The organism is Bradyrhizobium sp. Y36 (genome assembly GCF_002531575.1).
Lineage (GTDB): Bacteria > Pseudomonadota > Alphaproteobacteria > Rhizobiales > Xanthobacteraceae > Bradyrhizobium.
On record NZ_NWTI01000002.1, the window covers coordinates 360,030 to 383,945 of the forward strand.

Genomic DNA, 23,916 nt, shown 5'->3' on the forward strand with positions numbered 1-23,916 from the left:
CATTGCGTCTATTGCAAATCATTGCCGGAAGACGCGTCCATCGTTTCCCGGGATATTTTTTTGACTACAACCACGAGGCGGGGTCGATGTCGGTCTTTCAGAGCCTGGTTTTCGATACGACTATGCTTGACGGGATGACCGATCCCGCGGTCCGGGCCCGGGTGTGGGCCGAGTGCTTCGAGCAGATCGTCACCGGGATGGACATGGGGTTTGCCGAGGATGATGCCCGCATCATCGGAACGCACAAATTCCTCGTGAACGAGACCGTCGCGCTGGGAGAGATGTTCTCCTCTTCCTTCGTCGGCGCGCGGACCAGGAAGCACATCAACCGCGACGATGAGGACCACGTCTATCTGAGCTTCAACATCGGTCAGACCAACCAGATCGGTCGGCAGCTCGGGCGCGAGATCGACATCGCGCCGGGGCAGGCGGGACTGGTCGTGCTGGACGCGAGCACGGAGGCCATCGCCCCGAACAACGGTCATTGCATCAGCCTGAAGCTGCCGAACGCGCTCTTCAGGGAGTGGGGCCTGTCCCCGGTCGATCTCGCCTGTCGTCCGCTCGATTGCACCGGCGCCGACTATCAGCTCCTGACCGGCTATGCGCGGCTGTTGATCGCGAGCGGGGCAGGGCTGGACGAAGGCAGTGCGGCGGATGCGACGCAACACCTGATCAAGCTCACCGGCCGCTGGCTCGGCGCGAAGGACGGCGTGCAGGGTGCCAATGGCGAGGAGGCGGTCTATCGCGCCCGGCTCGCCTTCATCCGGCAGACGATCAGCAAGCAGGCGCTCGATCCCGAGATCAGTCTCGATCGCGTGGCGCGGCGGCTCGGCATGCCCTCCCGCACCGTGCAGCACATGCTGGCGAAGGCCGGTGAGAGCTTCTCGCAGATCGTGATGGCGGCGCGGCTGCGGCGGGCCCGCGTCTATCTGCTCGATCCCGTCTATGCCGACCTCTCGGTCGCGGACATCGCGTTTCGCTGCGGCTTCCTCGACGTGTCGAGCTTCTATCGCGCATTCCGCGCCGCCTATGACATCACGCCGAAAGCGCTGCGCGAGCAGGCCGGGAGTCTCCCGCCGGAGTGAGACGCTCCGTCCGGGCTGCGAGATGTTGCGCCGCCCGCCGGGCAAAACACCCAAGATAGCGGTCAATCCGCGCGGGTGAAAATATTCCACTTTACCGAAATTCGGAAAGGGCGTATGTGTCGCCGCAACCCGGCCCACCGAAGAGGGGCGTATCGCGATCGTCACGAACGCGGGCCGGGCGGCGGTGGACGTCAGTCACATCGGCGCGAAGGATCTTGCAGGGCGGGTCACCGTGAGCAAAGCCATCGCGCACACGACCGATGTGATCGGCGTACGGCAAAATCGTGTGGTCCTGGCGCCCGGGGTCTGTGCGCCAAGTCTTGCGGTGATGCGTGTCGTTCAACCGGACGCGCGCGTCAGTCATCCGAAAGGCGACGGGGGCAATAGCGCAACGCTCCCCGGGGAGAGCACGCCATAAGCCGTAAAGCCACTGCGCAGGGAAGGCCGGGATGTCTCCGGTTGCCCTGTTCTCCGCTATGCACGAAGCGCACGCAGTCTGCCCTTGGCATGGCGGTCGATGGGAGCCAACCGGCTCCCGGTCTTCCCTGCGCCCTCGTTCATGAGAGGGTGAGGCATCGAAGCAAAGCTCGGGCGAGAAAAGCCGCGAGGCCGCGAAGGCGTGTCTGGGAGCCGTAGGATGGGTAGAGCGAAGCGAAACCCATCGCCTTTCGTCTGCAGGGAAGCATGATGGGTTTCGCAAGTGCTCTACCCATCCTACGAACTCTCTGCGGAGCGACATGCGAGTTTGAAGGATCGACGTCATCACCACGTCATTGCGAGAAGCTCTTGCGACGAAGCAATCCAGAGTCCTTCCGCGAAAAGATTCTGGATTGCTTCCGCCTTCGCCAAGGCGTCGGCGGACAAGTCGCTGCGCTCGCAATGGCGACGTGGAAGCGGCTGTGCGCGAAGATCACGCTCTCGTGCCCCGGACGCAGCGCAGCGTCCCTTCGCTGCAGAGCCGGGGCCCATGTCACAGCACGTGCTGTGGCCTGCTGGATCCCGGCTCTGCGGCGCGTCACTGCGTGCCGCACCGCGTCCGGGACACGAGAACCGCCGCTGCTAAACCGGCTTGCCGGTATACGGCATCGACGCCGTCAGGCCGCCATCCACCGGGAAGGCCTGGCCGTTGACGTACGACGCCTCGTCGCTGGCCAGAAACAGGCCCATCGCCGCGAGCTCGTGCGGCTGGCCGGGGCGCTTGAGCGGGTTGAGCTGGCCGATCTTGTCCTGGGTGCCGCGCTCCTTGGCGCGGTCGAAGATCGGCTTGGTCATGCCTGTCTCGATCAGGCCCGGGCACACCGCGTTGATGCGCACGCCGGTGCCTGTGAGCGAATAGGCCGTGGTCTGCACCAGGCTGATCACGCCCGCCTTGCTCGCGGCATAGGGATGTCCGCTGGCACCGGCCTTGAGACCCGCGACGGACGCCGTCAGCACGATCGCACCGGATTGCTGCTTCACCATGTGCGGCATCGCATGCTTCACCGCGAGGAACGGCCCGATCAGGTTGACGCGCAAGACCTCCTGCCACTGCTCGACGGTCTGCTCGCCGAGCGGGACGAGCCCGCCGGAGATTCCGGCATTGGCCCAGATCACGTCGAGCCGGCCGTGCGCCTTCACCGCCTTGTCGATGACCGCGATGACGTCCTTTTCGGAGCCGGCATCTGCCATCATGGCTTCAGCAACACCGCCGGCCTTCTTCACCTCCTCGACCGTCTCCTTCACCGCCTCGGTGCGATCGACCGCGATGAGCTTTGCGCCCTCCCTGGTGAACAGCAGCGCAGCCGCACGGCCGATGCCGCTGCCGGCGCCGGTGATGATGACGGATTTGCCTTGCAGGCGGCCCATGCGTTTCTCCCTTTGGTGCGCGCGCGACGCTTGCCGCGCGACGGAATTTCAAACAAGATTTCAAACGGTAAAGTGTCTTGAGACACGTTGCCTACTGACGTACAGCGACATCAGACGGGATGGAAGGGTTTCGATGGCAGGCGCAGACAAGCCGAATGTGGTCACGACACGATGGTGGTGGGTCCGTCACGCGCCGGTGCGGAATGACGGCGGCAACATCTACGGTCAGAGCGATCTCCCCTGCGACACCAGCGATACCTATGTTTTCAGCGCTGTTGCCAAGGTGCTGCCACGCAAGGCGGTCTGGTATTCGAGCAATCTGATGCGCACGCACCAGACGGCGGAAGCGATCTGGGCGGCGGGCTATCCGAAGCCTGCGTCGATGCCATGGGAAGCGGATCTCGCCGAGCAGAATCTCGGAAGATGGCAGGGCATGAACCGTGCGCAGTTCATCGCCAGCCGTCCGGTCGGTTCGAGCTGGTTCGCCGACATCAACGAGCCCGCGCCCGGCGGCGAAAGCTTCATGGATCTTTACAACCGAACCCGCCGTACCGTCGAGCGGATCAACGGCGAGGCCGGCGGGCAGGACATCATCGCGGTCGCGCATGGCGGCACCATCAAGGCGGCGATCGGCCTCGCGCTGGACGGCCAGGTCGAGCGCGCTTTGTCGTTCGACATCGACAATTGCTCGATCACGCGGCTCGATTATTTCGCAAGCCCCGAGCGCTCGGTCTGGCGGTTGCCGATGGTCAACCAGCAGCCCTGGATCGCCGATGATGCGCATGCGGCGATGCATCAGCTGGCGGGACCGGAAGTCAAGAAGCTGGCGTGAGTTAAGCTGTCATTCCGGGTTCGATGCTTCGCATCACCCCGGAATGACATTGAATACGAAGATCCATAGGGGAGAGAAACATGACCTTGTTCGACATGAAGGGGAAAGTTGCCGTCATCACGGGATCGACGCGCGGCATCGGGCTTGCGATCGCCGAGCGCATGGCCGAGCACGGCGCCAAGGTCGTGATCTCCTCGCGCAAGGCCGACGTCTGCGAGCAGGTCGCCAAGGGCATCAACGACAAGTTCGGCAAGGGCACTGCGGTCGCAATCGCCGCGAACATCTCCTCGAAGGAGAACCTGCAAAACCTCGTCGACGAGAGCAACCGCGCCTTCGGCAAGATCGACGTGCTGGTCTGCAATGCCGCCTCGAACCCGTATTACGGTCCGCTCGCCGGCATCTCCGACGACCAGTTCAGGAAGATCCTGGACAACAACATCGTCGCCAACAACTGGCTGATCTCGATGGTGGTGCCGCAGATGATCGAACGCAAGGACGGCTCGGTCATCATCGTCTCCTCGATCGGCGGCCTGAAAGGCTCGACCATCCTCGGCGCCTACGCGATCTCGAAAGCCGCGGACATGCAGCTCGCGCGCAACCTCGCCTGCGAGTACGGCAAGCACAACATCCGCGTGAACTGCATCGCGCCCGGCCTGATCAAGACCGATTTCGCCAAGGCGCTGTGGGACAATCCGGAGAACCTGAAAGCCTCGACCGCGCGCTCGCCGCTGCTGCGCATCGGCATCCCCGACGAGATCGCCGGCGCGGCCGTGTTCCTGGGATCGAAGGCCGGCGACTTCATGACCGGCCAGACCATGGTGATCGACGGCGGCGCGACCATCAGCTGACGCGCACGCAGGTGCGAGGATGTGGTTGGGAGAGCCGCTGCGGCGAGGAACCAACCACTTTCCGGCTCGTTAGCCCGCGCATCCATCGCCGGCCCATATGGCTCGCGAGGGCGAAAAGCGAGACAAATGATCCCCACGGTGATCAAGCCGCAATCTCCCGACGACGTCTCCGCAATGGTGTTTACGGTGGGCGCGGCGGTGCTGAGCATCATCATCATCGCGGCCCTTTATCTCGGGCGGGAGATTTTCGTCCCTGTGGCGTTGGCGATCCTGCTGAGCTTCGTGCTCGCAGGGCCCGTCACGCTGATGCAGCGCCTTCATGTGCCGCGTGCGCTCGCCGTGGTCGGTGTCGTGCTCTTCGCTTTCGCGATCATTTTCGCCTTGGGCAGTGTGATCGCGACCCAGCTCAACGGCCTGGCGGGCGATCTGCCGAAGTACCAGGCCACGATCCTGTCCAAGATCCAGTCGGTGCGCGGCGTGGCGGGGGGCAGCTCCACGCTCGAGCGGGCCGCCGAGATGCTTCAGGACCTCGGCAAGGAGCTCGACAAGCCCAAATCGGTGGCGCCCGCCAATCCGCTGACCTCGGGCGCCCCGGCCCACCCCGGCGTCAAGCCGGTCCCGGTCGAGGTCTTGCAGCCTGATCCCGGCGCACTGGAGAGCCTGCGCTCCCTGATCGCCCCCCTGGTATCGCCCCTGGCAACGACAGGGATCATCGTCATCTTCGTGATCTTCATCCTGATTCAGCGCGAGGATCTGCGAAATCGCCTGATCCGGCTGGCGGGCTCCCACGATCTGCAACGCACGACTGCGGCGCTCGACGACGCCGCGGCTCGCTTGAGCCGGCTGTTCCTCAATCAACTCATGCTCAACACGGGCTTCGGCGTTCTGATCGGCACCGGCCTGTGGCTGATCGGGATTCCCAGCGCGGCGCTATGGGGCATCCTCGCTGCCGTGCTGCGGTTCGTCCCCTATATCGGCTCGATCATAGCGGCGGCGTTCCCGCTCGCGCTCGCGGTGGCGGTCGACCCGGGCTGGTGGATGCTGGCTTGGACCGCGGCGCTTTTCTTCGTCATTGAACCGCTGGTCGGGCAGGTCGTCGAACCGCTGTTGTACGGTCGCACCACGGGCCTCTCGCCCGTCGCCGTCGTCGTCTCAGCGACCTTCTGGACGGCGCTGTGGGGACCGATCGGGCTCATCCTTGCCACGCCTCTCACCGTCTGTCTGGTCGTGCTGGGGCGCCACGTCGAAAGGCTGTCCTTCCTGGACGTCATGTTCGGCGATCGTCCGGCGCTGTCGCCCCCGGAGATCTTTTATCAGCGGATGCTGGCCGGCGATCCCACGGAAGCTGCCGAGAAGGCCGAGGAATTCCTCAAGGAGAGGTCGCTCGCTGCCTATTACGACGAGGTCGCGCTCAAGGGCATGCAGCTCGCACAGTCCGATTTCGACCGGGCCGCGCTCGATCAGGTCCGGCTCGCGCGCATCCGCGATACCGTGGTTGAATTCGTCGACGATCTCTCGGACCTCGACGACGTTCGCCCGGTCGGAATTGAGCGGACCGAGGATGCCGAAGCGGCCGATGCCGTCGAAGGTGTCGCGCCTGCTAAAGACCAGCCCGATATTCCCATCCTCGATGAGACGGCTCTTGCAGAGCAGTTCCGCGGCGAAAGCGCTGTGCTCTGCATCGGAGGCCGAACCATGCTGGACGAGACCGCCGCGATCATGCTGGCACAATTGTGCCGCGCGCACGGGGTGGGCAGCCGCGTCGAAGGGCCGGACGCGTTGTCGACCGCCAACATCTTCCGCCTCGATACGACAGGCGTGAAGCTGGTCTGCTTGAGCTATATCGGCATCACCAGTCCCGCGCATCTGCGCTACGCGGTGCGACGGCTTCGCCGCAAGCTGCCGCAGGCATCCATCATGGTTGGATGCTGGGCGGAGGGTGTCGCAAACATCGACGAACTGGGGGAGTCCGCCAAGGCCGATCTGTTCGCCACCTCGCTGCGCGAAGCGGCGCAGATTGTCGTCTCCATGGCACAAGGCCAAGCGGGCTCCGCGTCTGTCGCGGAGCCTGCCCTGTTGGCGCGCGCCTGAACGCTACTCCACCGCCGCGTAAACCAGATCCCGCACCAGGGTGCGCGTGTAGTCGCGCTGGCCGGGGCCCTGGCTCATGAACACTGCGCACAGATCCTCCTTCGGATCGATCCAGAAGAACGTCCCGGCGATGCCGCTCCAGAAATACTGGCCGACGCTGCCGGGGAAGGGGGCGATGCCGGCCTCGCGGCGCACGGCGAAGCCGAGGCCGAAACCGTGGCCGGGCGAGAGCAGGGTGCCATTCGTCACAACGTGCGGCCCGAGGTGATCGGACGCCATCAGCTCCAGCGTCTTGCGGCCGATGATCCTGTTGCCGTCGAGCGTGCCGCCATTGCGCAGCATCAGGCAGAAGCGGGCATAGTCCATCGTGGTCGAGACCAGGCCGCCGCCGCCGGATTCCATCACCGGCTGCTCGAGCATATTGAAGAGCGCGACCTTGTCGCCGGTCCAGGGATCGGCCGCGAACGGCTCGGCAAGCCGGCCGGCATTGGCCTCCGAGGTCGAGAAAGCGGTCTCGGCCATCTGCAGCGGTGCGAGCACGCGCTCGGTGAGGAACGTGCCGAGCGACTTGCCGCTGACGACCTCGATGATGCGGCCGAGGATGTCGGTGGAGCGGCTGTAGTTGAACTCCGCGCCGGGCTGGCAGACCAGCGGGAAGCTCGCCACCAATGCGGCATGCTCGGCATTGCTGATCTTGCGGCTGCGGACGCGGGAGTCCTGGTAGAGCTTGTGCACGGGGCCGTCGCCCTGATGCTCGTAGGTGAGCCCCGAGGTGTGGCGCAGCAGGTCCTGCACGGTCATCGGCCGCGTCGGCGGCACCAGCTCCAGCTTGCCGTCCCTGACGATTCCGACCTGCTGGCGCGCAAACTCCGGAATGAATTTGGCGACGGCGTCGCTGAGCAGGAGGTGGCCGTCCTCGACCAGCGCCATGATGGCGACCGAGACGATGGGCTTGGTCATCGAGAAGATCCGGAAGATCGAGTCCCGCGTCATCGACGCGGCGGCCGCCGGGCTCTGCTTGCCGAGCGCCTCGAACCAGCCGACCTGGCCGCGCCTCGCCACCAGCACGGTCGCGCCGGGAATGGTTCCCTTGTCGATCTCGCGCTTGAAGGCGTCCGACATGGCCTGCAGGCGCGGCCGCGACAGGCCGAGCGTCTCCGGCCTTGCCTCCGGCAAGGGCGGGGTCAGCGGCGTCGAGGTGGCTTTCGTGGCGGCTTGGGCGTTCATGGAGCCTCCCGGACTCTTGTTCTTGGTTGATCGGGAAAGTGTGGCTCAGAAGCCCCGTGAAGAACAGATGCATTCGGCGCGGTGACATCTGCAGCAAACGCTCGGCATCGGGCCTTGCGCTCGGAAATACAATTTGCGGGCTGCGTCACCGCCCTCGCTCGATACCGGACAGGGGATCGTTGGGGCGGCGGTGCAGGCTGCGATCGACAATGGCGCGGGGCCAACCCCGGTGGACAAGGTGAGCGTGCGCTACGGGGAGATCTACCGGAACTGGCTGTTGAAGGACGGGGCCTAGCGCGAAGTACGGGCATGGCACTCGCTTCGCTCTTGCAATCCGGCCGCGCTCTGTGCTTGAAAGCGGCCCTGATCCGGGGGCGACCCCGGGTCCGTAGGAGTGTAGCTCAATTGGTAGAGCACCGGTCTCCAAAACCGGGGGTCGCAGGTTCGAGCCCTGCCACTCCTGCCAGTAAAATCAATCACTTAGGTCAAATGCTGGCAGGATAGGGACGAGGCGTCCCGCGGGCGAGGCGCCACGCGTAGGCTATCCGCTTGAGATCCGGGGTCAGCAGGCCAGGCGTCGCCTAGCGCGCCGTGGCCCGTTCCCCGTCGGTCGGAACCTGGCTACGATCAACGTCCCGGATCGGAACGCGGCGCAGCAGCGAGACGATGGTGCCGCCGAGCTCGACATAGGTGCGCAGCCGCAGCGCACGGGAGGAGCCCTTCAGCTCCGCGTTCAGGCTCACGGGCACCTGGACGTAGGTGAGGCCGAGCTGGAGCAGCGAGATCAGGGCGCAGATCTGATAGCCATAGCCATCGGCCTTGACCGCGATCTGGCGCAGCCATTTCACGGGGTAGACGATCATGCTGTGGTAGTCGGACAGCCAGAAGCCGAACAGGCAGTTCAGGATGAACCGCAGCGAATGCGACTGCAACGAGCGGTTGACCGAGCGGTCCGACTGGTTGTCGCGATAGGTGATGACGAGGTCGGCGGCGCCCGCCGCCTTGAACATCCGGGCAATACCCTCGTTCTGGAAGGCATGGTCGCCGGGAATGAGCGTGATGGCATCGAATTTCGCGCGCGACAGGGCATATTCGAAGCCCGCACCGACACCGCGGGGCTCGGCGTTGTGCTGCACGATGATGCGCGGCTCGCCGGCCGCGAACTCGTCCATGATCGCGCCGGTGGCGTCGGTGCTGCCGTCGTCGATCAGGAAAATCTCGAAATCGTCAAGCAGGTCGCGGGCAAGCGGCAGCACGCCGTCGATGGTGTCGGCGATCTTGTCCTGCTCGTTCAGTGCAGGGATGACGATCGTAAGCCGTTTTGCCGCCCTGGAAGGTGTCATCTTATGCCGCCCGCTGCAGGCCACTCTTTTACCGGTGGAACCCTGGCGCAACTCTAGGTCATCTGGGCGGGGCGAACAATAAGGGGCCCGCAGATATGCCCTGCACAACCGGCAGGAAACCGGCGACCTGTGTGTTCCCTGCAACTAGTCGGAGGAAAAATCGTAAAGACTGGTGTCGCCGATGCCGAAGGCGCGGCGCAGCTGTCCGACGCGGCCTGCCATGCTCCGTCCTGCCGCCGTCGCGGCGAAGTGCGAACCGACCGGCTCGACCAGGCCGCTGTCGACCAGGTTTCCAATTCGCCCCTGGAACAGAGCTGGAACCTGCCGTTCGACGATGTCGGAAAGCGGAGCTCTCCGCTCGGACCGGCCGACGAGGCTGAGCAGAATGTCCAGCGAGACCGATTTGTAAACTGCGCCAAAAGCGAAAACATAGCCCATGACGCAAAATCCGAAAATCGACGCGGCGTCCCAATACTGAAACTGCGCGACGACGAAAACCCCGAGCATCACGCCGAGACCATGGGTGACGATCGCGGCGATCGCGAGCAGGGTCACGGGTGCAACGGTCCATCCGCGCGCGCGGGCCGTCAGCTGCAGGGCAGGCGACAGCAGGGCGAAGGTGACGGCGGCGAGGAATCCGACAACGAAGGACATCGTGGCCGCTCACCCGAGGCCCGTCGACAGACGAACGAATTTGACGAGACGCGCGACCGCCACGCCCTTCGTCGTCGGAGCCAGCTTGCCGTCCGCGATGGTCAACATCCCCGCGCCGACCAGGAGCTTCAGGCGATTGTGCGTGAAGGTGCCGAGATCGCCGCCCTGCATGTAGGCCACGGCCCATTGCTCCAGGGTGAGGGGACGCCCGGCCTTATCGAGGGCCGTGAGCAGCGTCAGCGTGAAGCCCCAGGCCAGCAGGCTGAACAGGATGTAGAAAAACATCATCGCCGTCGCCAGCAGGAACAGGCCGCCAACGACGTCGTCGAGATGGCGTTGACCGGGAAGCGCGACGCAGGCGATCGCGTAGAGGGCCAGGATGCTGACGCAGCCGAGCCGGAAGCGGCGGCCGGATCCGCCGGTGGCGGCGATACGCGCATAGCACAGCAACAGCAGCGGCAGCGCAGCACTGAGACCAATCGCAGCAGCTTGCGCGGGGCCCGGTAGCATGTTCATTGCGGAAAATCGTCCCGGACGCCTCTCAGGCCCTGCCAGTGCAGGAGTCTATAGGAGGTCGCATTTTTCGGGTCAAGGGAGCCCGTCATGGTCGCTCTTGCGGACCTCAATCGGGCGTGCGAATCCTTGTCGGCGATGCCGTTCCTCCCTCCGAGATGTCTCCATTGCTGCGTGCGATAGTCGTCCTCCTCGTCGTTCTGTTGGCTGCGCATGCACCGATGCTCCTCAACGACGGTCTCTTCATGGACGACTGGCTCGTGCTCAAGCCGCGTCCGGACTATTTCATCGACATCGATTTCCTGCTGAACGGCGCCGGTCATCCGATATTTTACAGCTACGACACGTTCGCGAACTGGACCGGTGCCCCTGTCGTCGTGATGGTATCGCTCGCGATCGCCGGAATTGTCTTCGGGGCAATATCGCTCGCGCTGACCGCAACGCGTCTCGGTCAGCTTGACCGCTCCGAGGCGGTCGGCTTGGCGCTGATCGTCTGGACCTATCCCGGCTACCAGCTCTGGGCTGGCAAGGCGAACGCGGTCTACGTCTTCAGCTTCGGCCTCCTGTTCACCGGTGCATGGCTGCTGACGCTGGCCTTCAGGGCCTGCGGTCTGCGGCGCGTGCTGCTTCGCCTCGCTTGTGCGTTCGTGTTCCTGCTGGGCTTCGCGCTCAACTCGACGATCGTGCTTTATGCCTTCGTGATGCTGGGTCTCTTCGTTGCGATATGGCAGGGTGGAAACGCGGCGGACGGCTTCGTTCGCCGCACGTGGCTCGCATCCTGGCGCTGCGCCCTCGGCTATCCGGAATTGATGATGCTGCCGCTGATCTACTGGGGCACGCTCAATCTCTGGTTCAAGCGGATCGGCGTGTATGCGCAGCACTATGATGCGCATTTCCCGACCCTCGGCGAATTGGCGAGGGGATGGTGGGCGTTTTTCGTCACGGGCTACCGGGACGTCCTGGCCCATGCCGCGCGCGCGGCGATCACGGTTCCGACGCTCTTCATTTTGGCGGCGGTGCTCGTCGGCATCGTCCTGCTGCTGCTGCGTTCCGACACGAAGCCGGCCAGATCCAGACCTGCGATCCTCGTGCCGCTCGTGCTCGCCGTGGTCTTGTTTCTCGCATTGTCGTCACCCTATCTGATCGCCGGCCTGCGGCCGTCGTCCACGCATTTCTACGAGAGCCGTCATCTGCTGATGTTCGGCGTGCCGTCGGCGCTGGTGTTTCTCGCATTCAAGAGGGTGGCCGAACGCTGGACCGGTCCCAACATCGCCTTTGCGGTCGTGTTCGGAGCGGGCCTGATCCTGTCGATCGGCATGCTGTGGAGCGATTACGTCTTCATGCAGGCGAGAACGTTGAAGCAGGAGGCCCTGGAGCGCAACCTTGCCGGCCGGGTCCAGCCGGCTGCGACCGTCTATGCGCTCGACGACGGTTTCTTCGACTATCCGTCGCGGCATGTGCCGTTCGGCCTCGCCGAGGTCACCGGCATGCTGCGCCTTGCCTGGGGCAATCAGCCGTTCTTCGGATTTGCGCTGCGCGCCGAGCGGCCCGACATCCTGCGGAGAATGGACGAGGCGCGGAAGGCGCCGGGGAGTGCCTTCCATCATTTCGATCCGACGGGGCCGCAGGCGACGATCTCGTTTCAGCCGGGCGCGGGCGCCGCATCGAACCAGACCCTGGTACGGAGATACTATGCTTGCCGCTTGCTGGCGCGCTGCGATGTTGCAGAGTTCCTGGCTCAGCTTGCGCAGGTGACGATCAAGCTCGGGCCGATCGCCGGCATCCTGCCGATCGAAAAGGATGCCGCGCCTAGCCGCTAGCCCGCCGTTGCCAGACGGCTTCCGCCAGCGCGATGTCGGTCACCGAATCCGCGCCGGAGGCCAGCGGGGCGCCTCGCGCAGCGACATCGGACACGAATGCGTCGGCCTGGCGCCGGAATGCCCAGCTCGCTTCGCCGGTCAGGCGTGTGCTTTGACCATCGTGCTCGATAATGACCTCCGCCTCCTGCTCGGCAAAGGGGGGAGGCAATTCCAGAGTCACCGCGCCGCGCTCGAAGTCGATCGTCAGCCCCTCGCGCCAGGCGCCGTCTGATCCGCTCACGAGATCCAGCGCGCAGGCGACGCCGTCGAAGTCGAGGGTGATGCGCCCGGCACCCGAAGCCTCGATCGCGCTTTCAGCGACCGTCGGCGACGATCCGAGCAAATAGCGCGACAGATTGATGATGTGGCTGAAGACATTCAGAAAGTTGTCGTAGCCGGGACGTATCGCGCGCGGCATCCAGTCGGGACCATCCTGCCAGAGCTCGAGCCCGTCCGGACGCGCTTCGCCGGTCATCACGAAATTGTCCTGCGCGCGGCCCGTCTCGCCGCCGAAGCACCAGCCTCTCGCCCGGACGATGCGTCCGAGCGACCGGTCCTGGCGCAAGCGCGTCAGCACCTCCAGCGCCCGCGCCACGCCGGCATCGTGACGCTTCATGTAGCCGATGCTGTAGACGAGGTTTTGCCGCCGCGCGGCGTCGACCAGCAATGCGGCCTGGGCCGTCGTGTAGGCCATCGGCTTTTCCGAGAGCACGTGCCGGCCGCTGTTCAGCGCGTCCAGCACGATCGGGCCGGTGGCCCGGCGCTTGGTCACGACGACGACAGCGGACACCGCGCTGTCTGCGAGCAGCTCCCGGTGCGTGCCGTAAACCCGGGGAATGCCGAATTTCTGCGCCGCGGCGGCGGCCAGGTCCGGCCGGAGATCGGCGATCGCGACGACGCGGCAGGCGGGATTGGCAGCGAAATTGGCGAGGTGGCACATCTGGCCGACCATGCCCGTTCCGATGATGCCAATGCCTGGCCTCACTGGCTATGATCCCTCAGCGCTTCCGGACGACGAGGAAATGCGCCGGCTGTCCCCACGTATTGATGAAGGCCGGATCCGACTGGGTAAGGCCAGTGATCGCGGCCGCGTCCCGCCGCCCGATCGCGGCGAAGATACGATGGAAACCGTCGAGCGTGGCGATGATGGCATCGATGTCGGCGACATCGTCGGCGAGAATGTCCGTGGTCCGGATCGTCTCGCGCAGCGAGGCGAGGCCCGCAATGACGCGCGGCAGGCTCTCGCCGAAGGGATTGTCGATCATGCCATCGACGTCGCGAACCAGCGCCTCGATCGATGCCGAGATCGCCTGGACTGCATCGGCCTTGCCGACGAGATAAAGCTTTCGGCCGCCGAGGAAGCTCAGGCGGCTCCGGTCGAGATGGCGTGCGGCGCGATGCAGCTTGTCGTCACCGGACAGCATCTTCTTGTGCCAGTAGATGTCCAGGCTGTCGCGGTAGGCCGGCCATGCCGAATGGACGTCGAAACCCTGGTCATGCGCCGCCGTGCACAACGCAGTCGCGTCGAGGAAGTAGCGATGCCGGACGAACGGATTTTCCAGCACGTCCATCAGCCAGGATTCGAAGCTGCGGGTGTGCGGGATGCTGTTCCACTTCGGCTCGAACAGCATCTTGGCCGTGTCGAGCGCGGCGCGACCGGTCAATGCCTTGCCCGCTGCATGGATCGCCTTGAGCGTGAGCTCGAAGAAGCCGCCATAGCGCTCGTAATAGGACACGACGGCGTAGCCGTCCGGATTGAGCAGGCGGTGGAAGATGCCGAGCCATTTCTCGCTCGGCTGCACGGTGTAGATGAAGCCCTCGGCATCGATGATGTCGAAACGGCGATCGCTGCGGAAGCCTTCGACATCGGCCAAGGCAAGCTCGCGCAGACGCTGAGTGAGGCTGAAATGCGCGAAGTAGGCTTCGATCTTCGGGTGGGCGAGCCGGTTCGGCTCGGCGAGCGTCATGTTCGCCCCCCAGCCGGCGAACACCAGCGCATTCTCGCCGGAATCGGGACCGAATTCGAGCACCTCGGCATCGCGGAACAGTCGGGGCGGCAGCACGAGCTTGTCCGAAAACAATTCGCGCCGCTGGCTGGCGTAGGCCTCGAGCTCGGCGGACGACTTGAAATTGCCGAACGTCGGCAGAACGTCCTGACGTTCGTAATAGTTGAAGAGCTTGTCCTCAGCCATGCCGCGACCTTAGCGACGCCTCGAGGCGATCGAGCTCGCTCCAGATATCGTTTGGCGCGAAGATCGAAACGATCTCGAGCGGACGCTTCACGCTCTCGCGCAGCCGGCTGGAGACCTTGGCCTCGTTCTCTTCGTTCACTGCCAGAAGACAGACGAGCGGCCCGGACTTGCCGGCGAGATCCTCTGGCGCGCGGATCGGGATGCCGGTGCCGGGCAGGAACAGCCCCTGGCGCTCCTTCTGGTCATCGACCGAGAGGTCGACGAGATCCGCCAGCTCGTGGGCGTTGGTGAAGGTGCAGGCGCGGCAGCCGGCGCCGTAGATGGCGATCTCGGCGCCGTTGGCGCGGGCCTTCGCCAGAACAGGCCGCAAGCGCGCGCCGTACTCACGCGCGCGCTGACCGAATTTCTCGCCGACGCCGGACGGCGCGGGTGGCGCCGTCACGGCGCCCTTGGCACGGCGGGCTGCGATCGCGAGGGTGCCGCCGCTGAAATTGTATTTCTTCACCGACACGGCCTCGAAGCCATGGCGCGCCAGCAGCGCGAGCAGGGTCGGCTCGGTGAAATAGCTGACGTGCTCTTCCCAGAGCACGGAGAGGTCTCCCACCGCCGAGCCCGGGGCGAAATCGGGCACGTCGATGAACAGCAGGCCGTCGTCGCTGAGCGCGATCTTCACGCAATTGAAGAAGTTCTCGAAATCGACGATGTGCTCCAGCACCTGGCGCGATATGACGAGGTCGAACTTGCCGGACTGAGCGACAGCATCGTGAGCCATCTCCGGGCTGAGCATGTCGGCATAGACTTTGATGCCGCGCTCGCGGGCGATCTTGCCCGACACCGGATTGGGCTCGACACCGACCATGACCTTGGTGCCGCGCTCGCGCAGCTTGTCCATGAACAGACCGTCATTGCATCCGATCTCGAACACGGATTGATGCTTGGAGAATTTCGCGATGGTGTCGAGCTCGTCTGCCTGATGCGGCTCCGGCTTCCAGCTGCTGAAATTGTAGTTGAACTGCCGGTACAGAATCTCGGGATCGATCGGCTTGACGATCTGAGGCAGGCCGCAATCGCCGCAGGCCAGCACGTCGAATGGATAGCGTTCCTCCTGCTCGTCTCGGCTGTGCCGAAGCCGATGCGCAATCGGCATCAGTCCGAGGTCGATCACCGGACGCAGGTTGGTCGAATGGCAAAGGCGGCAATGGTCGGTCACGGTTTCAGCTCTTTGCAGGAAAACAGGGGAATGTCGGCGCCCCGAGGCGATACGCGGCGCAGTTGAAGCCTATATAGCCCCGCAGGCCGTGCCACAATTCTTAAGTTGGCCCGGGCAGGCCATTCACAAGCCTGGCGCCACTCTCGAGCTGGTACCTCTTGGCCTTCGTTTGAGCTCTTGCTTCCCGACATGCGCGGAACCGGCTGGGACCTAGTGACAGGTCATGAGCTGATCGAGGGCCGTGATGTCCGCTCGCTGGCCGTTGGGAGACAGGCGGTGCTTCACCACCTCGAACGGCTCGATCCCATAGGCCCGGCGATAGATGTCTTTCGATCTCGTCCGTAGCGCAGATATCCCGGCCTCGGCTTCGGGGCTCAGCGGCTGTCCGCCATCCCTCCACGTCAACAGCCAGTAGTTCGGGGTCTCGCTATGCAAAGCGAACCGTTTCTCCAGCTCAGCGCTCTGAAAGACGTCGGAGAAGCCGTTGAGCCAGAAATCGCAATTCTGCTTCTGAACATAGAACAGCTTGACGCCAAGTGATCGAAGGGTGGCCTCGGCCGTATCGGCAGTCCCAAGTGCGATGTTCTTGAAATTGCGCGCGACGTCGCTCTGATAGGTATGGATGATCTTGCCGCGCGTGAGCAGCGGCGAGAAATAGCAGGGCACCATCGCGCGGTATCCGTTCAGCGCGAGAATCCGATCGGAGCCCGTGGATTGCTGCAGCTCGTCACAGCGCTGCCAGTTCAGGCTGACCCGGGGCATCTGGATGAGAGAGCGCCCGCCTGCAAAGGCGATGGCTCCGTCATCCCTGAAGCTCTGCCAGGGAAACCAGATCGTCATCCAGGCGCAAGCGGCAAGCAGCGCCAGGATGGCGACATTGGGTGCAAAGCGCCCGGCGAATATGGCCGGGACCAGCCGCCGCACGATGACCAGTCCCCAGCAGGCGATCGCGGCGGCCGCGAGCGGGAACAGCGCGTTGACGTGAATGGATAGCCTGATCAGGCTCGGAATATTCAGCGTCATGTCCAGCAGCCGCACGCTGGCGACGTAGGCGATAACGACGAAAACGCCGGCGATACTGGGCAGGGGGCGCGATTTCGTGACGCCGGTGCGATCCGGAAACAACTTCGAATCGAGGAAAGAGATCGCGCAAGTCGTCGCCGCGATGAGAGCTGCAACCAGCACGACGGATTTGGCCTGCCTGATGAAGGCGACCACTCCCGACTTGCTGAGGAAATCGCTGACCTCCAGCGACTGCGCCAGCACGAAGAAATCAAGAATATCCAGGCTGCCGAACTGCGAGAAGCGCTCGACCGATGCGATCTTTCGAAAGAGCGAGTACGGGTTGGTCGCGGGGATTCCGAGATAGAGATAGTTGATGGAGAAGGCCAGGATGCACCCGGCAACCGCTCCAAACCCGAGCAACAGGCTGGTGACGAGGCCGGATCGGTCGCGCTGAAGAACCTTGGTGAAGGCGCCCAGCGACGAAATCAGGAACACGAACGCCGCATAGAGCGGATAGGAGGCGGCGACGGCAAGGCCGCAAATGCCGGCGGCCAGCCGGTCGCGGGCTTGGGACGATCGAATGACGACCAGCAGGAAATAGACGAAGAATGCCGCCGTCTGCAGATGGTACTTGCCGAACTCCATGATGTAGAGGCCAGCCTTGACGCTCGGCATCGTGCGGGGCCAAGCAAGCCCGAGGATCGCCACGCCGAGCGCAATCGGTATCGCCGCGTCTTCCCAGCGGCGTCCGAGCGCCTGCAACGGCAGAACGAGGCGGGCGAGCTCGAAAATCACCGCGCCGATGCCGACGAAGTAGAGAAACGAAACGATCTGGGCGACATGGGGCGGCAGGAACGTCGCCATCAACAGATGCAGCCCGTTGCCATGGCCGATCTCGAAGTCGGAGAAGATGGGGTTGTCGGGCGCCAGCCAGATGCTGTGATTTCTCGCGACTTCTGCAAGATACGGGGCGTAGAGCTGTTGGACGTCGGTCGAAATGACGTCGGGTATGACCGCACGGTCGAGGAACACGGTCGCCAGTAGCCAAAGCCCCATCAGCGATGTTGCGATCAGCGGCAGGGTCACCGCATGCTTCTGCGGCGTGCCGAAGCTGCGGCTATCCCACAGCAGCACCACGGTCGCACATCCGAGAACGATTTGCGGGTACAGGATCGAAAGTGCGCCGAAGCCAAATCCCGTCAGAATGAGCGCGGCTGCGCCGACAAAGAACTCGTCGACGCGCTGAGTGGGCTCGTGCTTGATGAGCGAGAACGTCAGGCGTCCGGTCGCCATGATGAGCCAGCCGAGATACGGCGTCAGGACGATCCAGGCGAGGACGTAAAATCGCGTCGTCCAACCGCCATCGAACAGCAGCGCACGGTAGGTCCCGGTTCGATTCACGAACCAGATCGAAAGCGCCGCGGGCACGAAGATGAGGACACGCGGCCACCACGTCTCGATCAGGGCACGCAGACGCATCTCGCCGGCCGTCATCGTTTGATCTTGTCCAGAGGTGCTCATGCTAAACCGGCGCTGCATCCGTTCGTTCGGCGATGGCCCGCGCCTGGTCGGGGGTGAAGCCGGCGCGCTCGGGCGCGATCAGCCATACCAGTCCGCCGAACAGCCCGACGATCAGGCCGCCGAGGCCTAGCAGGACCGATATCGCGAGCGCCTTGTCGGATGCAATTCCAGCCAGACCAAGCGCGCCGATCATGGCGCCTTCGCGCACGCCCCAGCCTCCGATCGAGATGGGGACGGCGGAAGACAGGATGACGAGCGGGATCAGCACGAAGGCGCCGAGTGGGGAGAGTGGCGCTTGCAGTCCGACCGCAAGGACGTAGCAGGTCGTGACGGTGATCAGGTGAACGACAATGGCGGATCCGATCAACATGGCTCGCCCCTTCACCGCCAGCAACGGGGCTCTGACCAGCATCACGAATTGCACGACTTTGGCTGGCACGGCCGAGAGCAGGCGCGGTGGCCACCAATCCAGCGTAATGAGCGCGATTGCACCGAGGCATGCAGCCGCCAGAATGGTCACGATCGCGAAAAGGAGCGAGCTGTCTCGGACGAGAGGCAGCAGGAACGGCATTCCCGAGAGGACGATGAGGCCGAGGGCCAGCAGGGCCAAAAAGCGATCGGCCACGATGCTGCCGATGGTTTGCGACCATTGCACGCCCTGACGCCGCAGCATCCAGATCCGGACCGCATCACCGCCCGCGGGCAACACCTGATTGAAAAAGGTGCTGACGATGAGAATGCGCCAGCCGGGCAGCCAACCCAGAGGCACGTTCATGGCGCGGAGGATCAATATCCAGCGGTGGCAGAGGACGAAAGTCTGGGCAAACAGCAAGAGCACCGCAAGCGCCAGCACGCTCGGATCGACGGCAAGCAGATCCGTTTTCAGGGACGAAAGGTCCTGGCTGCGCAACAGCAACACCAGGATCCCGATCGACACTGCGAACTTGACCAGGGTAACCATTGCTTTTGCTGGCGGCTTCATCGGCTGGTGTTCGTCCTCGATCATTCACTGTGGGATCGTCGAGCCGCGATAGGGGAAGTCTACGGTGTCGCCAGATGCGCCGCGGCGAGCGCGCCAGTCCTCGCGACGTAGTCCTGGACCTCGGCGGCGTCGCCGCCATCGGGGGCCCAGTCGGGAAATGCCGTGCGCGAGGGATCGAACGGGCCGGCCGTGGTTTCGTGGAATACCAGCCACTCCGACGTGATCAGGATCGAGTGGAAGACCTTTTCCGGCATGCGGTAATAGCAGCGCTTGCCATGGCCGTAGGGCGCCATCTCGAGCACGTCGCGAATGCGGCCGTCATCCTCGAAGATCAAAACCTGCGCGGTGCCCTCGATCACGTGAAAGGATTCAGGTTTGCCGAGATGCTTGTGGGGCCGCACATAGGCCTCGCGGTGATGCACGATCAGCATCTCGTGCAGGCCGGACGACGGGTCGGGGTGCGTGCACAGCCGGCTGCGCAGGCGCGGGTTGCCCGCGGCGATGCGCTTCAGCTCCGCGATCGTGGCGTCATCCGCCGTGACGATCGCGTCGTCGGAATAATAGACTTCGGGATTTTGCGCCCGCAGTGACGTCGGCCGGCGCGGGCCCGTCGCCTCATTCGAAGAAGATGAACCCATGGTCGCCCCGATAGCCGCATTTGTCGTAGATCCACGCCCAGGTTTCCGGGCCGTGGAAGCTCAGGCAGGTGAGCTGCCAGTAGAGCAGGTTCGCCTTCTCGCGCTCGTTGCGGAAGGATTCCACCATCAGATATTTCGAGCTGCCGCGACCGACGCGCTCGATCTCGGCCACCGCACGGAACACGTCCTCGAGCGGAAGGTTGTGCAGCACGCCGAGCGATACCACGAGATCGAAGCTGTGATCGGGGTAGGGCAGCTCGACGGCACTGCCGACCTTGAGCTGCGGTCGCACCTCGTCCTTGGCATTGGCGATGCCGTAGTCGGAGATGTCGATGCCGGCGATCGTCAGGTCGGGGACGAGTTGGGTGAACTCGTAGAGCAGGTAGCCCTTGCCGCAGCCGACGTCGAGCACGCTCATGCCTGGCTTGATGCCGTAACGGTCGATCAGGGTCTGGGCGAGGGGGCGCCAGCGTCCGTCGTAGCGGTAGCCGCCATAGCCGTAGCGCCGGTCGCCGTCCCAGTAGTCGCGTCCCCATTGCCGCGCGACGGTGGCGGATTCGGCCTTGTCGTGCTCGACCACGCGCTGAACGTAGTTCCGCCTGGTCGAGGCGTGCATCGGTTGGAGCAGGTTGATCTCGCTCATGGGGCTCAACCGGTCCGCAGCATCGTCACAGGATGGTGGCGTATTTGTTGACCAGCAGGATGTCCTCGACGGCCTGGATGTCCTTCGGCGACGACAGCGTGATTTCCTCGACGGCCGCGTGCAGGTCGCAGCCCTCGCGCAGCACGCGGTCGTAGATCTCCCGTCGCCGCGCCTCGTCGGGCGGCAGCATGAAGATGCTGTAGAGGATCAGGCCATTCAGGCGGGGCAACTCGTCCATGATGTCCTCGAGCACCATGTAGCTGCCGGGCATGATGTGCTCGACGGCGCTGAGCAGGAACTGCAAATTCTTCCGCCGCGCGTAGTCGCGGATCACGATGTTCTGGACGTGCTGCGGGGTGCGGCTGCCGTTCAGCGGCCGCGCGCCGATATAGCCGCGATGGCCGGCTCGCTCAGCCATGGAAGCCTCCCGGCAGCTTGTATTGCATGCCGACGCGCGTCGCCGGGCGCAGCAGGATCGGCTCGAAGAACTCGCCGAAGCGCTTGTCCGCGTAGGGTGACATGATGCTCTTGAAGCGGCAGTTCATGCTCCAGCGCGTGCCGGGCTCCTCGTTGACGCGATTGCCGTGCATCAGGGTCTGGTTGAACAGCATCACGTGACCGTAGGGAATCTCGATGAAGGTCGCGTGCGGCTTGATGGTCTTGTAGAGCTCCTCGGCGCTGCGCAGGTTCGCCATCCGGTCCTGCATGTCGCCGTTCAGCGACGGCGGCAGCAAATACATCGCCTTGGTGTGGTGGACGTCCACCAGCGGCACCCACACCACGACCTCGAACGGCGAGTCGCCCGACCAGACGTCGGAATGCGTGGCGAGCAGCGAGGAATCGTCGCCGGGCATCTGGATGCTGAGATTGACGCGGCGCTGCATGCAAAGCTCGTTGCCGACGATGGTTTCGATCGTCGAGCGCGCCAGGCGGAAATAGGTCGGCCGGAACCAGGGCTCGGCGTTGAGGCCGTTGAAGACGTGCAGCCGCAGGCCGTTGAGATCGTCCACGCTCACCCGGGTGTGGATGCTGTCGAGCATCGCATAGGGATCGTTGCTGTGCGGCAGCTTGAGATAATCAGCCGCGAGCTCGGCGGCGCGGCGCTGGATGCGGTCGAGGCCTGCGCGATCGTCGGCCGGCGTGGTGACGAAGCCGTTGTCGATGAAGCGCTGCGCCAGCGCCTGCTCATCGGCCTGAAGGAAGTCGGTATCCGTCATGCAAAATACTCCCGGGCGGTCGCGCAGATATAGCTGATGTCTGCGGCCGACAGGAACTGGTTGATGGGAAGCGTGAGGATCTGGTCCGCCTGCCGTTCCGTCACCGGGAACGCGCCGCGGCCTTGCCCGAGATGCGCTGCCGCCGGCTGCAGGTGGATCGGGACCGGATAGTGGATGGCGGTCTCGATGCCCTTGTCGGCCAGATATTTCTGGAAGTCGTTGCGGCGGTCGGTCTGCACCACGAAGGTGTGGAAGGTGTTGAATTCGATGTTGCGGCAGGGCGGAATGAACAGGGGGAGCCCTGCGAGCTCGGCGCGGTATTGCGCGGCGTTGCGGCGCCGGCGTTCGATCACCGAGGGCAGGTGACGCAGGCGAATGCGCAGCACTTCGGCCTGGAGCGTGTCGAGCCGTGAGACGATGCCCCATTCCTGGACGTCGCTGCGGTTGATCAGGCCGTGATTGCGCAGGCGGCGGATGCGTGCAGCCATCTCGGCGTCGCCTGTGACGAGGAAGCCGGCATCGCCCGCGGCGTTGAGATTCTTCAAGGGGTGGGCGGAGAAGCAGCCGAACGTGCCGATGGTGCCGCTCATGCGGCCGTCATAGGTCGAACCGATCGCCTGGGCGCTGTCCTCGATCACGGCGAGCGCGTGCTTGTCTGCGATGGCCATCAGCGGGGTCATGTCGGCCATGCGCCCGGTCAGGTGTACCGGCATGATCGCCTTGGTGCGCGGCGTGACCGCGGCCTCGACCGCGGCGGGGTCGATGTTCTGGTCCGGCAGCACGTCCGCGAAGACCGGCGTGGCGCCGACCGCGATGACCGCGGCGGTCGATGCCACGAACGAGTTCGGCGGCGTGATCACCTCGTCGCCGGGACCGATGTCGAGCGCCCGCAAGGCGAGGATCAACGCGTCGGTGCCGGAATTCAGCGTCACGACATGGGGCGAGCCGAGATAGGCGGACAGCTCCTCTTCGAGCTTTCCGACCGCTGCGCCGCCGATGAAGTCGCCGCGCTGGAAGACGCCCTCGACCGCCTGCATGATCTCGGCGCGCTCTTCCTCGAACTGCGCGGGAAGATTGACGTAGCCGATACGCCGGCGGCCGGTGTCAGCGTCCATGGCAGAACTTCCTGACGGTCTCGATGACGCGATCCTGCTGGGCGCGCGTCAGATGCTGGTCGACGGGAAAGCTGATGACTTCCTTGGCGTGACGATCGGTGACCGGGAAGGTGCCGGGCGCGTAGCCGAGATGCTTGAGACCTTCCTGCTGATACAGCGGGATCGGATAGTGGATCTTGGCCTCGATGCCGTTGTCCAGGCAGTACTTGTAGAGTTCGTCGCGGCGTTCGGCGAACACCATGTAGAGATGGTAGACGTGCTTCACGTTGGCCCGGCGCGTGGGAACGCGCAGGCCGGGCAGGCCGGCAAGGCCCGCATCGTAATAGGCCGCGTTCTCGATCCGGCGCCGCGTGATCTCGCTGGTCTGGCCGATCAGCCAGTTGCCGACGACCGCCTGCAGCGAGTCGAGCCGCGAATTGCAGCCGAGGATCGAAATCTCGTCCCGGTTCTTCATGCCGTGGTTGCGGATCAGGCGGAGCTTCTCGTTCATGCCGTCGTCATTGGTGACGACGACGCCGGCATCGCCCCAGACGTTGAGGTTCTTGAGCGGATGCAGCGAGAAGCCGGCCGCGATGCCATGGGTGCCGGAGCGCTTGCCGGAAAACTCCGACAGGATGCCCTGGCAGGCGTCCTCCACCACGGGCAGGTTGTGGCGCTGTGCGATCGGCATCAGCTTGCCCATGTCGGTGACCTCGCCGGTCAACTGAACCGGCATGATCGCCTTGGTCTTTTTGGTGATCGCAGCCTCGACCTGATCGACGTTCATGCAGAAGGAATCGTCGCAGTCGACCAGCACGGGCGTTGCGCCGGTCTCGGCGATCGCGCCGACGGTCGCGATGAAGGTGTTGGCGGCGGTGATGACCTCGTCGCCATGGCCGATGCCGAGCGCCTTGAGCGGCAGCTTGAGCGCGTCGGTGCCGGATCCGACGCCGATCGCGTGGCGGACGCCGATCAGTTCGGCGAAGCGCTTCTCGAATTCGGCAACGGGCTTGCCAAGGGTGAAGTCACCGGTCGCAACCAGCCGGCCGATCTCGGCCAGGATCGGAGCGGGGTCGGAGAATTGCTCGAGCAGATAGGAATATCGAACGTCGTACAT

At 64.4% G+C, this 23,916-nt stretch carries 22 protein-coding genes and 1 tRNA gene; 7 read left to right on the forward strand and 16 right to left on the reverse strand.

The window, feature by feature from the left end; genetic code table 11:
* The first annotated feature begins 122 nt into the window (after window positions 1-122).
* The gene (locus CO669_RS05245) at window positions 123-1,085 is read left to right on the forward strand and encodes an AraC family transcriptional regulator (RefSeq protein WP_198963848.1); all 963 of its coding nucleotides are present in this window, start codon (window positions 123-125) and stop codon (window positions 1,083-1,085) included.
* 1,059 nt (window positions 1,086-2,144) lie between these two features.
* Here CO669_RS05245 and CO669_RS05255 read toward each other — a convergent pair.
* Window positions 2,145-2,930: an SDR family NAD(P)-dependent oxidoreductase gene (locus tag CO669_RS05255; protein WP_097658706.1), complete on the reverse strand. Its 786-nt coding sequence runs from the start codon at window positions 2,928-2,930 to the stop codon at window positions 2,145-2,147.
* A gap of 133 nt (window positions 2,931-3,063) precedes the next feature.
* Here CO669_RS05255 and CO669_RS05260 point away from each other — a divergent pair, with 133 nt between their 5' ends.
* The 3 genes from CO669_RS05260 to CO669_RS05270 all read left to right on the forward strand — a co-directional run bounded on the left by CO669_RS05260 (window position 3,064) and on the right by CO669_RS05270 (window position 6,701).
* Complete coding sequence (locus CO669_RS05260) at window positions 3,064-3,762, forward strand: histidine phosphatase family protein (protein WP_198963849.1); 699 nt, start codon at window positions 3,064-3,066, stop codon at window positions 3,760-3,762.
* An 80-nt stretch (window positions 3,763-3,842) separates the two neighbouring features.
* The gene (locus CO669_RS05265; protein ID WP_097658708.1) at window positions 3,843-4,610 is read left to right on the forward strand and encodes an SDR family NAD(P)-dependent oxidoreductase; all 768 of its coding nucleotides are present in this window, start codon (window positions 3,843-3,845) and stop codon (window positions 4,608-4,610) included.
* Between the two features lie 126 nt (window positions 4,611-4,736).
* Complete coding sequence (locus CO669_RS05270; protein WP_097658709.1) at window positions 4,737-6,701, forward strand: AI-2E family transporter; 1,965 nt, start codon at window positions 4,737-4,739, stop codon at window positions 6,699-6,701.
* Between the two features lie 3 nt (window positions 6,702-6,704).
* Here CO669_RS05270 and CO669_RS05275 read toward each other — a convergent pair whose 3' ends face one another.
* A complete protein-coding gene (locus CO669_RS05275) occupies window positions 6,705-7,928 on the reverse strand; it encodes a serine hydrolase domain-containing protein (protein WP_097658710.1) in 1,224 nt (407 codons plus the stop codon).
* Between the two features lie 133 nt (window positions 7,929-8,061).
* Between CO669_RS05275 and CO669_RS35615 the strand changes: the two genes are divergently transcribed.
* Window positions 8,062-8,223, forward strand: a complete 162-nt coding sequence (locus tag CO669_RS35615; RefSeq protein ID WP_158228738.1) for a hypothetical protein — start codon at window positions 8,062-8,064, stop codon at window positions 8,221-8,223.
* Window positions 8,224-8,318: 95 nt separating this feature from the next.
* Window positions 8,319-8,394 (forward strand) — tRNA-Trp (locus CO669_RS05280).
* A gap of 115 nt (window positions 8,395-8,509) precedes the next feature.
* Here the strand turns inward: CO669_RS05280 and CO669_RS05285 are convergent.
* The 3 genes from CO669_RS05285 to CO669_RS05295 form a co-directional block, all read right to left on the reverse strand.
* Window positions 8,510-9,271 (reverse strand): glycosyltransferase family 2 protein, encoded by a 762-nt coding sequence (locus tag CO669_RS05285; RefSeq protein ID WP_097658969.1) that lies wholly within the window; start codon window positions 9,269-9,271, stop codon window positions 8,510-8,512.
* 144 nt (window positions 9,272-9,415) lie between these two features.
* Window positions 9,416-9,925, reverse strand: coding sequence for a hypothetical protein (locus tag CO669_RS05290; protein WP_097658711.1), 510 nt, complete (start codon window positions 9,923-9,925; stop codon window positions 9,416-9,418).
* 9 nt (window positions 9,926-9,934) lie between these two features.
* Window positions 9,935-10,441: a hypothetical protein gene (locus CO669_RS05295; RefSeq protein ID WP_097658712.1), complete on the reverse strand. Its 507-nt coding sequence runs from the start codon at window positions 10,439-10,441 to the stop codon at window positions 9,935-9,937.
* Here CO669_RS05295 and CO669_RS05300 point away from each other — a divergent pair.
* On the forward strand, window positions 10,441-12,258 hold the full coding sequence (locus CO669_RS05300) for a hypothetical protein (protein WP_245444169.1): 1,818 nt from the start codon (window positions 10,441-10,443) through the stop codon (window positions 12,256-12,258). The genes CO669_RS05295 and CO669_RS05300 overlap by 1 nt on opposite strands.
* Here the strand turns inward: CO669_RS05300 and CO669_RS05305 are convergent.
* The 11 genes from CO669_RS05305 to CO669_RS05355 all read right to left on the reverse strand — a co-directional run bounded on the left by CO669_RS05305 (window position 12,248) and on the right by CO669_RS05355 (window position 23,916).
* Window positions 12,248-13,282, reverse strand: a complete 1,035-nt coding sequence (locus CO669_RS05305) for a Gfo/Idh/MocA family protein (RefSeq protein ID WP_097658714.1) — start codon at window positions 13,280-13,282, stop codon at window positions 12,248-12,250. The genes CO669_RS05300 and CO669_RS05305 overlap by 11 nt on opposite strands.
* 13 nt (window positions 13,283-13,295) lie before the next feature.
* Window positions 13,296-14,489 (reverse strand): class I SAM-dependent methyltransferase, encoded by a 1,194-nt coding sequence (locus CO669_RS05310; RefSeq protein ID WP_097658715.1) that lies wholly within the window; start codon window positions 14,487-14,489, stop codon window positions 13,296-13,298.
* Window positions 14,482-15,699 carry a class I SAM-dependent methyltransferase gene (locus CO669_RS05315; protein WP_097658716.1) on the reverse strand — a complete coding sequence of 406 codons (1,218 nt, stop codon included), beginning with the start codon at window positions 15,697-15,699 and terminating at the stop codon, window positions 14,482-14,484. The genes CO669_RS05310 and CO669_RS05315 overlap by 8 nt, the downstream gene beginning before the upstream one ends.
* 210 nt (window positions 15,700-15,909) lie before the next feature.
* Window positions 15,910-18,198, reverse strand: coding sequence for a hypothetical protein (locus tag CO669_RS05320; protein WP_245444171.1), 2,289 nt, complete (start codon window positions 18,196-18,198; stop codon window positions 15,910-15,912).
* Between the two features lie 28 nt (window positions 18,199-18,226).
* Window positions 18,227-19,231 carry a lysylphosphatidylglycerol synthase transmembrane domain-containing protein gene (locus tag CO669_RS05325; RefSeq protein ID WP_245444173.1) on the reverse strand — a complete coding sequence of 335 codons (1,005 nt, stop codon included), beginning with the start codon at window positions 19,229-19,231 and terminating at the stop codon, window positions 18,227-18,229.
* 35 nt (window positions 19,232-19,266) lie between these two features.
* Window positions 19,267-19,845 carry a WbuC family cupin fold metalloprotein gene (locus tag CO669_RS05330; RefSeq protein WP_097658718.1) on the reverse strand — a complete coding sequence of 193 codons (579 nt, stop codon included), beginning with the start codon at window positions 19,843-19,845 and terminating at the stop codon, window positions 19,267-19,269.
* A complete protein-coding gene (locus CO669_RS05335) occupies window positions 19,823-20,488 on the reverse strand; it encodes a class I SAM-dependent methyltransferase (protein WP_097658719.1) in 666 nt (221 codons plus the stop codon). The genes CO669_RS05330 and CO669_RS05335 overlap by 23 nt, the downstream gene beginning before the upstream one ends.
* A 25-nt stretch (window positions 20,489-20,513) precedes the next feature.
* Window positions 20,514-20,906: an LIC12192 family sporadic carbohydrate cluster protein gene (locus CO669_RS05340; protein WP_097658720.1), complete on the reverse strand. Its 393-nt coding sequence runs from the start codon at window positions 20,904-20,906 to the stop codon at window positions 20,514-20,516.
* Window positions 20,899-21,705, reverse strand: coding sequence for a sporadic carbohydrate cluster 2OG-Fe(II) oxygenase (locus tag CO669_RS05345; RefSeq protein ID WP_097658721.1), 807 nt, complete (start codon window positions 21,703-21,705; stop codon window positions 20,899-20,901). Before CO669_RS05345 ends, CO669_RS05340 begins: the two co-directional genes overlap by 8 nt.
* Complete coding sequence (locus CO669_RS05350) at window positions 21,702-22,820, reverse strand: DegT/DnrJ/EryC1/StrS family aminotransferase (RefSeq protein WP_097658722.1); 1,119 nt, start codon at window positions 22,818-22,820, stop codon at window positions 21,702-21,704. The genes CO669_RS05345 and CO669_RS05350 overlap by 4 nt, the downstream gene beginning before the upstream one ends.
* Complete coding sequence (locus tag CO669_RS05355) at window positions 22,810-23,916, reverse strand: DegT/DnrJ/EryC1/StrS family aminotransferase (protein ID WP_097658723.1); 1,107 nt, start codon at window positions 23,914-23,916, stop codon at window positions 22,810-22,812. The genes CO669_RS05350 and CO669_RS05355 overlap by 11 nt, the downstream gene beginning before the upstream one ends.

Excerpts from the sequence above, each read along its gene's own strand:
- CO669_RS05325 (WP_245444173.1), bottom strand. The coding sequence starts at position 19,231 with ATGATCGAGGACGAACACCAGCCGATGAAGCCGCCAGCAAAAGCAATG.
- CO669_RS05255 (WP_097658706.1), bottom strand. The coding sequence starts at position 2,930 with ATGGGCCGCCTGCAAGGCAAATCCGTCATCATCACCGGCGCCGGCAGC.
- CO669_RS05275 (WP_097658710.1), bottom strand. The coding sequence starts at position 7,928 with ATGAACGCCCAAGCCGCCACGAAAGCCACCTCGACGCCGCTGACCCCG.
- CO669_RS05345 (WP_097658721.1), bottom strand. The coding sequence starts at position 21,705 with ATGACGGATACCGACTTCCTTCAGGCCGATGAGCAGGCGCTGGCGCAG.
- CO669_RS05285 (WP_097658969.1), bottom strand. The coding sequence starts at position 9,271 with ATGACACCTTCCAGGGCGGCAAAACGGCTTACGATCGTCATCCCTGCA.
- CO669_RS05290 (WP_097658711.1), bottom strand. The coding sequence starts at position 9,925 with ATGTCCTTCGTTGTCGGATTCCTCGCCGCCGTCACCTTCGCCCTGCTG.
- CO669_RS05295 (WP_097658712.1), bottom strand. The coding sequence starts at position 10,441 with ATGAACATGCTACCGGGCCCCGCGCAAGCTGCTGCGATTGGTCTCAGT.
- CO669_RS05335 (WP_097658719.1), bottom strand. The coding sequence starts at position 20,488 with ATGAGCGAGATCAACCTGCTCCAACCGATGCACGCCTCGACCAGGCGG.
- CO669_RS05310 (WP_097658715.1), bottom strand. The coding sequence starts at position 14,489 with ATGGCTGAGGACAAGCTCTTCAACTATTACGAACGTCAGGACGTTCTG.
- CO669_RS05330 (WP_097658718.1), bottom strand. The coding sequence starts at position 19,845 with ATGGGTTCATCTTCTTCGAATGAGGCGACGGGCCCGCGCCGGCCGACG.
- CO669_RS05270 (WP_097658709.1), top strand. The coding sequence starts at position 4,737 with ATGATCCCCACGGTGATCAAGCCGCAATCTCCCGACGACGTCTCCGCA.
- CO669_RS05350 (WP_097658722.1), bottom strand. The coding sequence starts at position 22,820 with ATGGACGCTGACACCGGCCGCCGGCGTATCGGCTACGTCAATCTTCCC.
- CO669_RS05245 (WP_198963848.1), top strand. The coding sequence starts at position 123 with ATGCTTGACGGGATGACCGATCCCGCGGTCCGGGCCCGGGTGTGGGCC.
- CO669_RS05260 (WP_198963849.1), top strand. The coding sequence starts at position 3,064 with ATGGCAGGCGCAGACAAGCCGAATGTGGTCACGACACGATGGTGGTGG.
- CO669_RS05320 (WP_245444171.1), bottom strand. The coding sequence starts at position 18,198 with ATGACGGCCGGCGAGATGCGTCTGCGTGCCCTGATCGAGACGTGGTGG.
- CO669_RS05265 (WP_097658708.1), top strand. The coding sequence starts at position 3,843 with ATGACCTTGTTCGACATGAAGGGGAAAGTTGCCGTCATCACGGGATCG.
- CO669_RS05355 (WP_097658723.1), bottom strand. The coding sequence starts at position 23,916 with ATGTACGACGTTCGATATTCCTATCTGCTCGAGCAATTCTCCGACCCC.
- CO669_RS05340 (WP_097658720.1), bottom strand. The coding sequence starts at position 20,906 with ATGGCTGAGCGAGCCGGCCATCGCGGCTATATCGGCGCGCGGCCGCTG.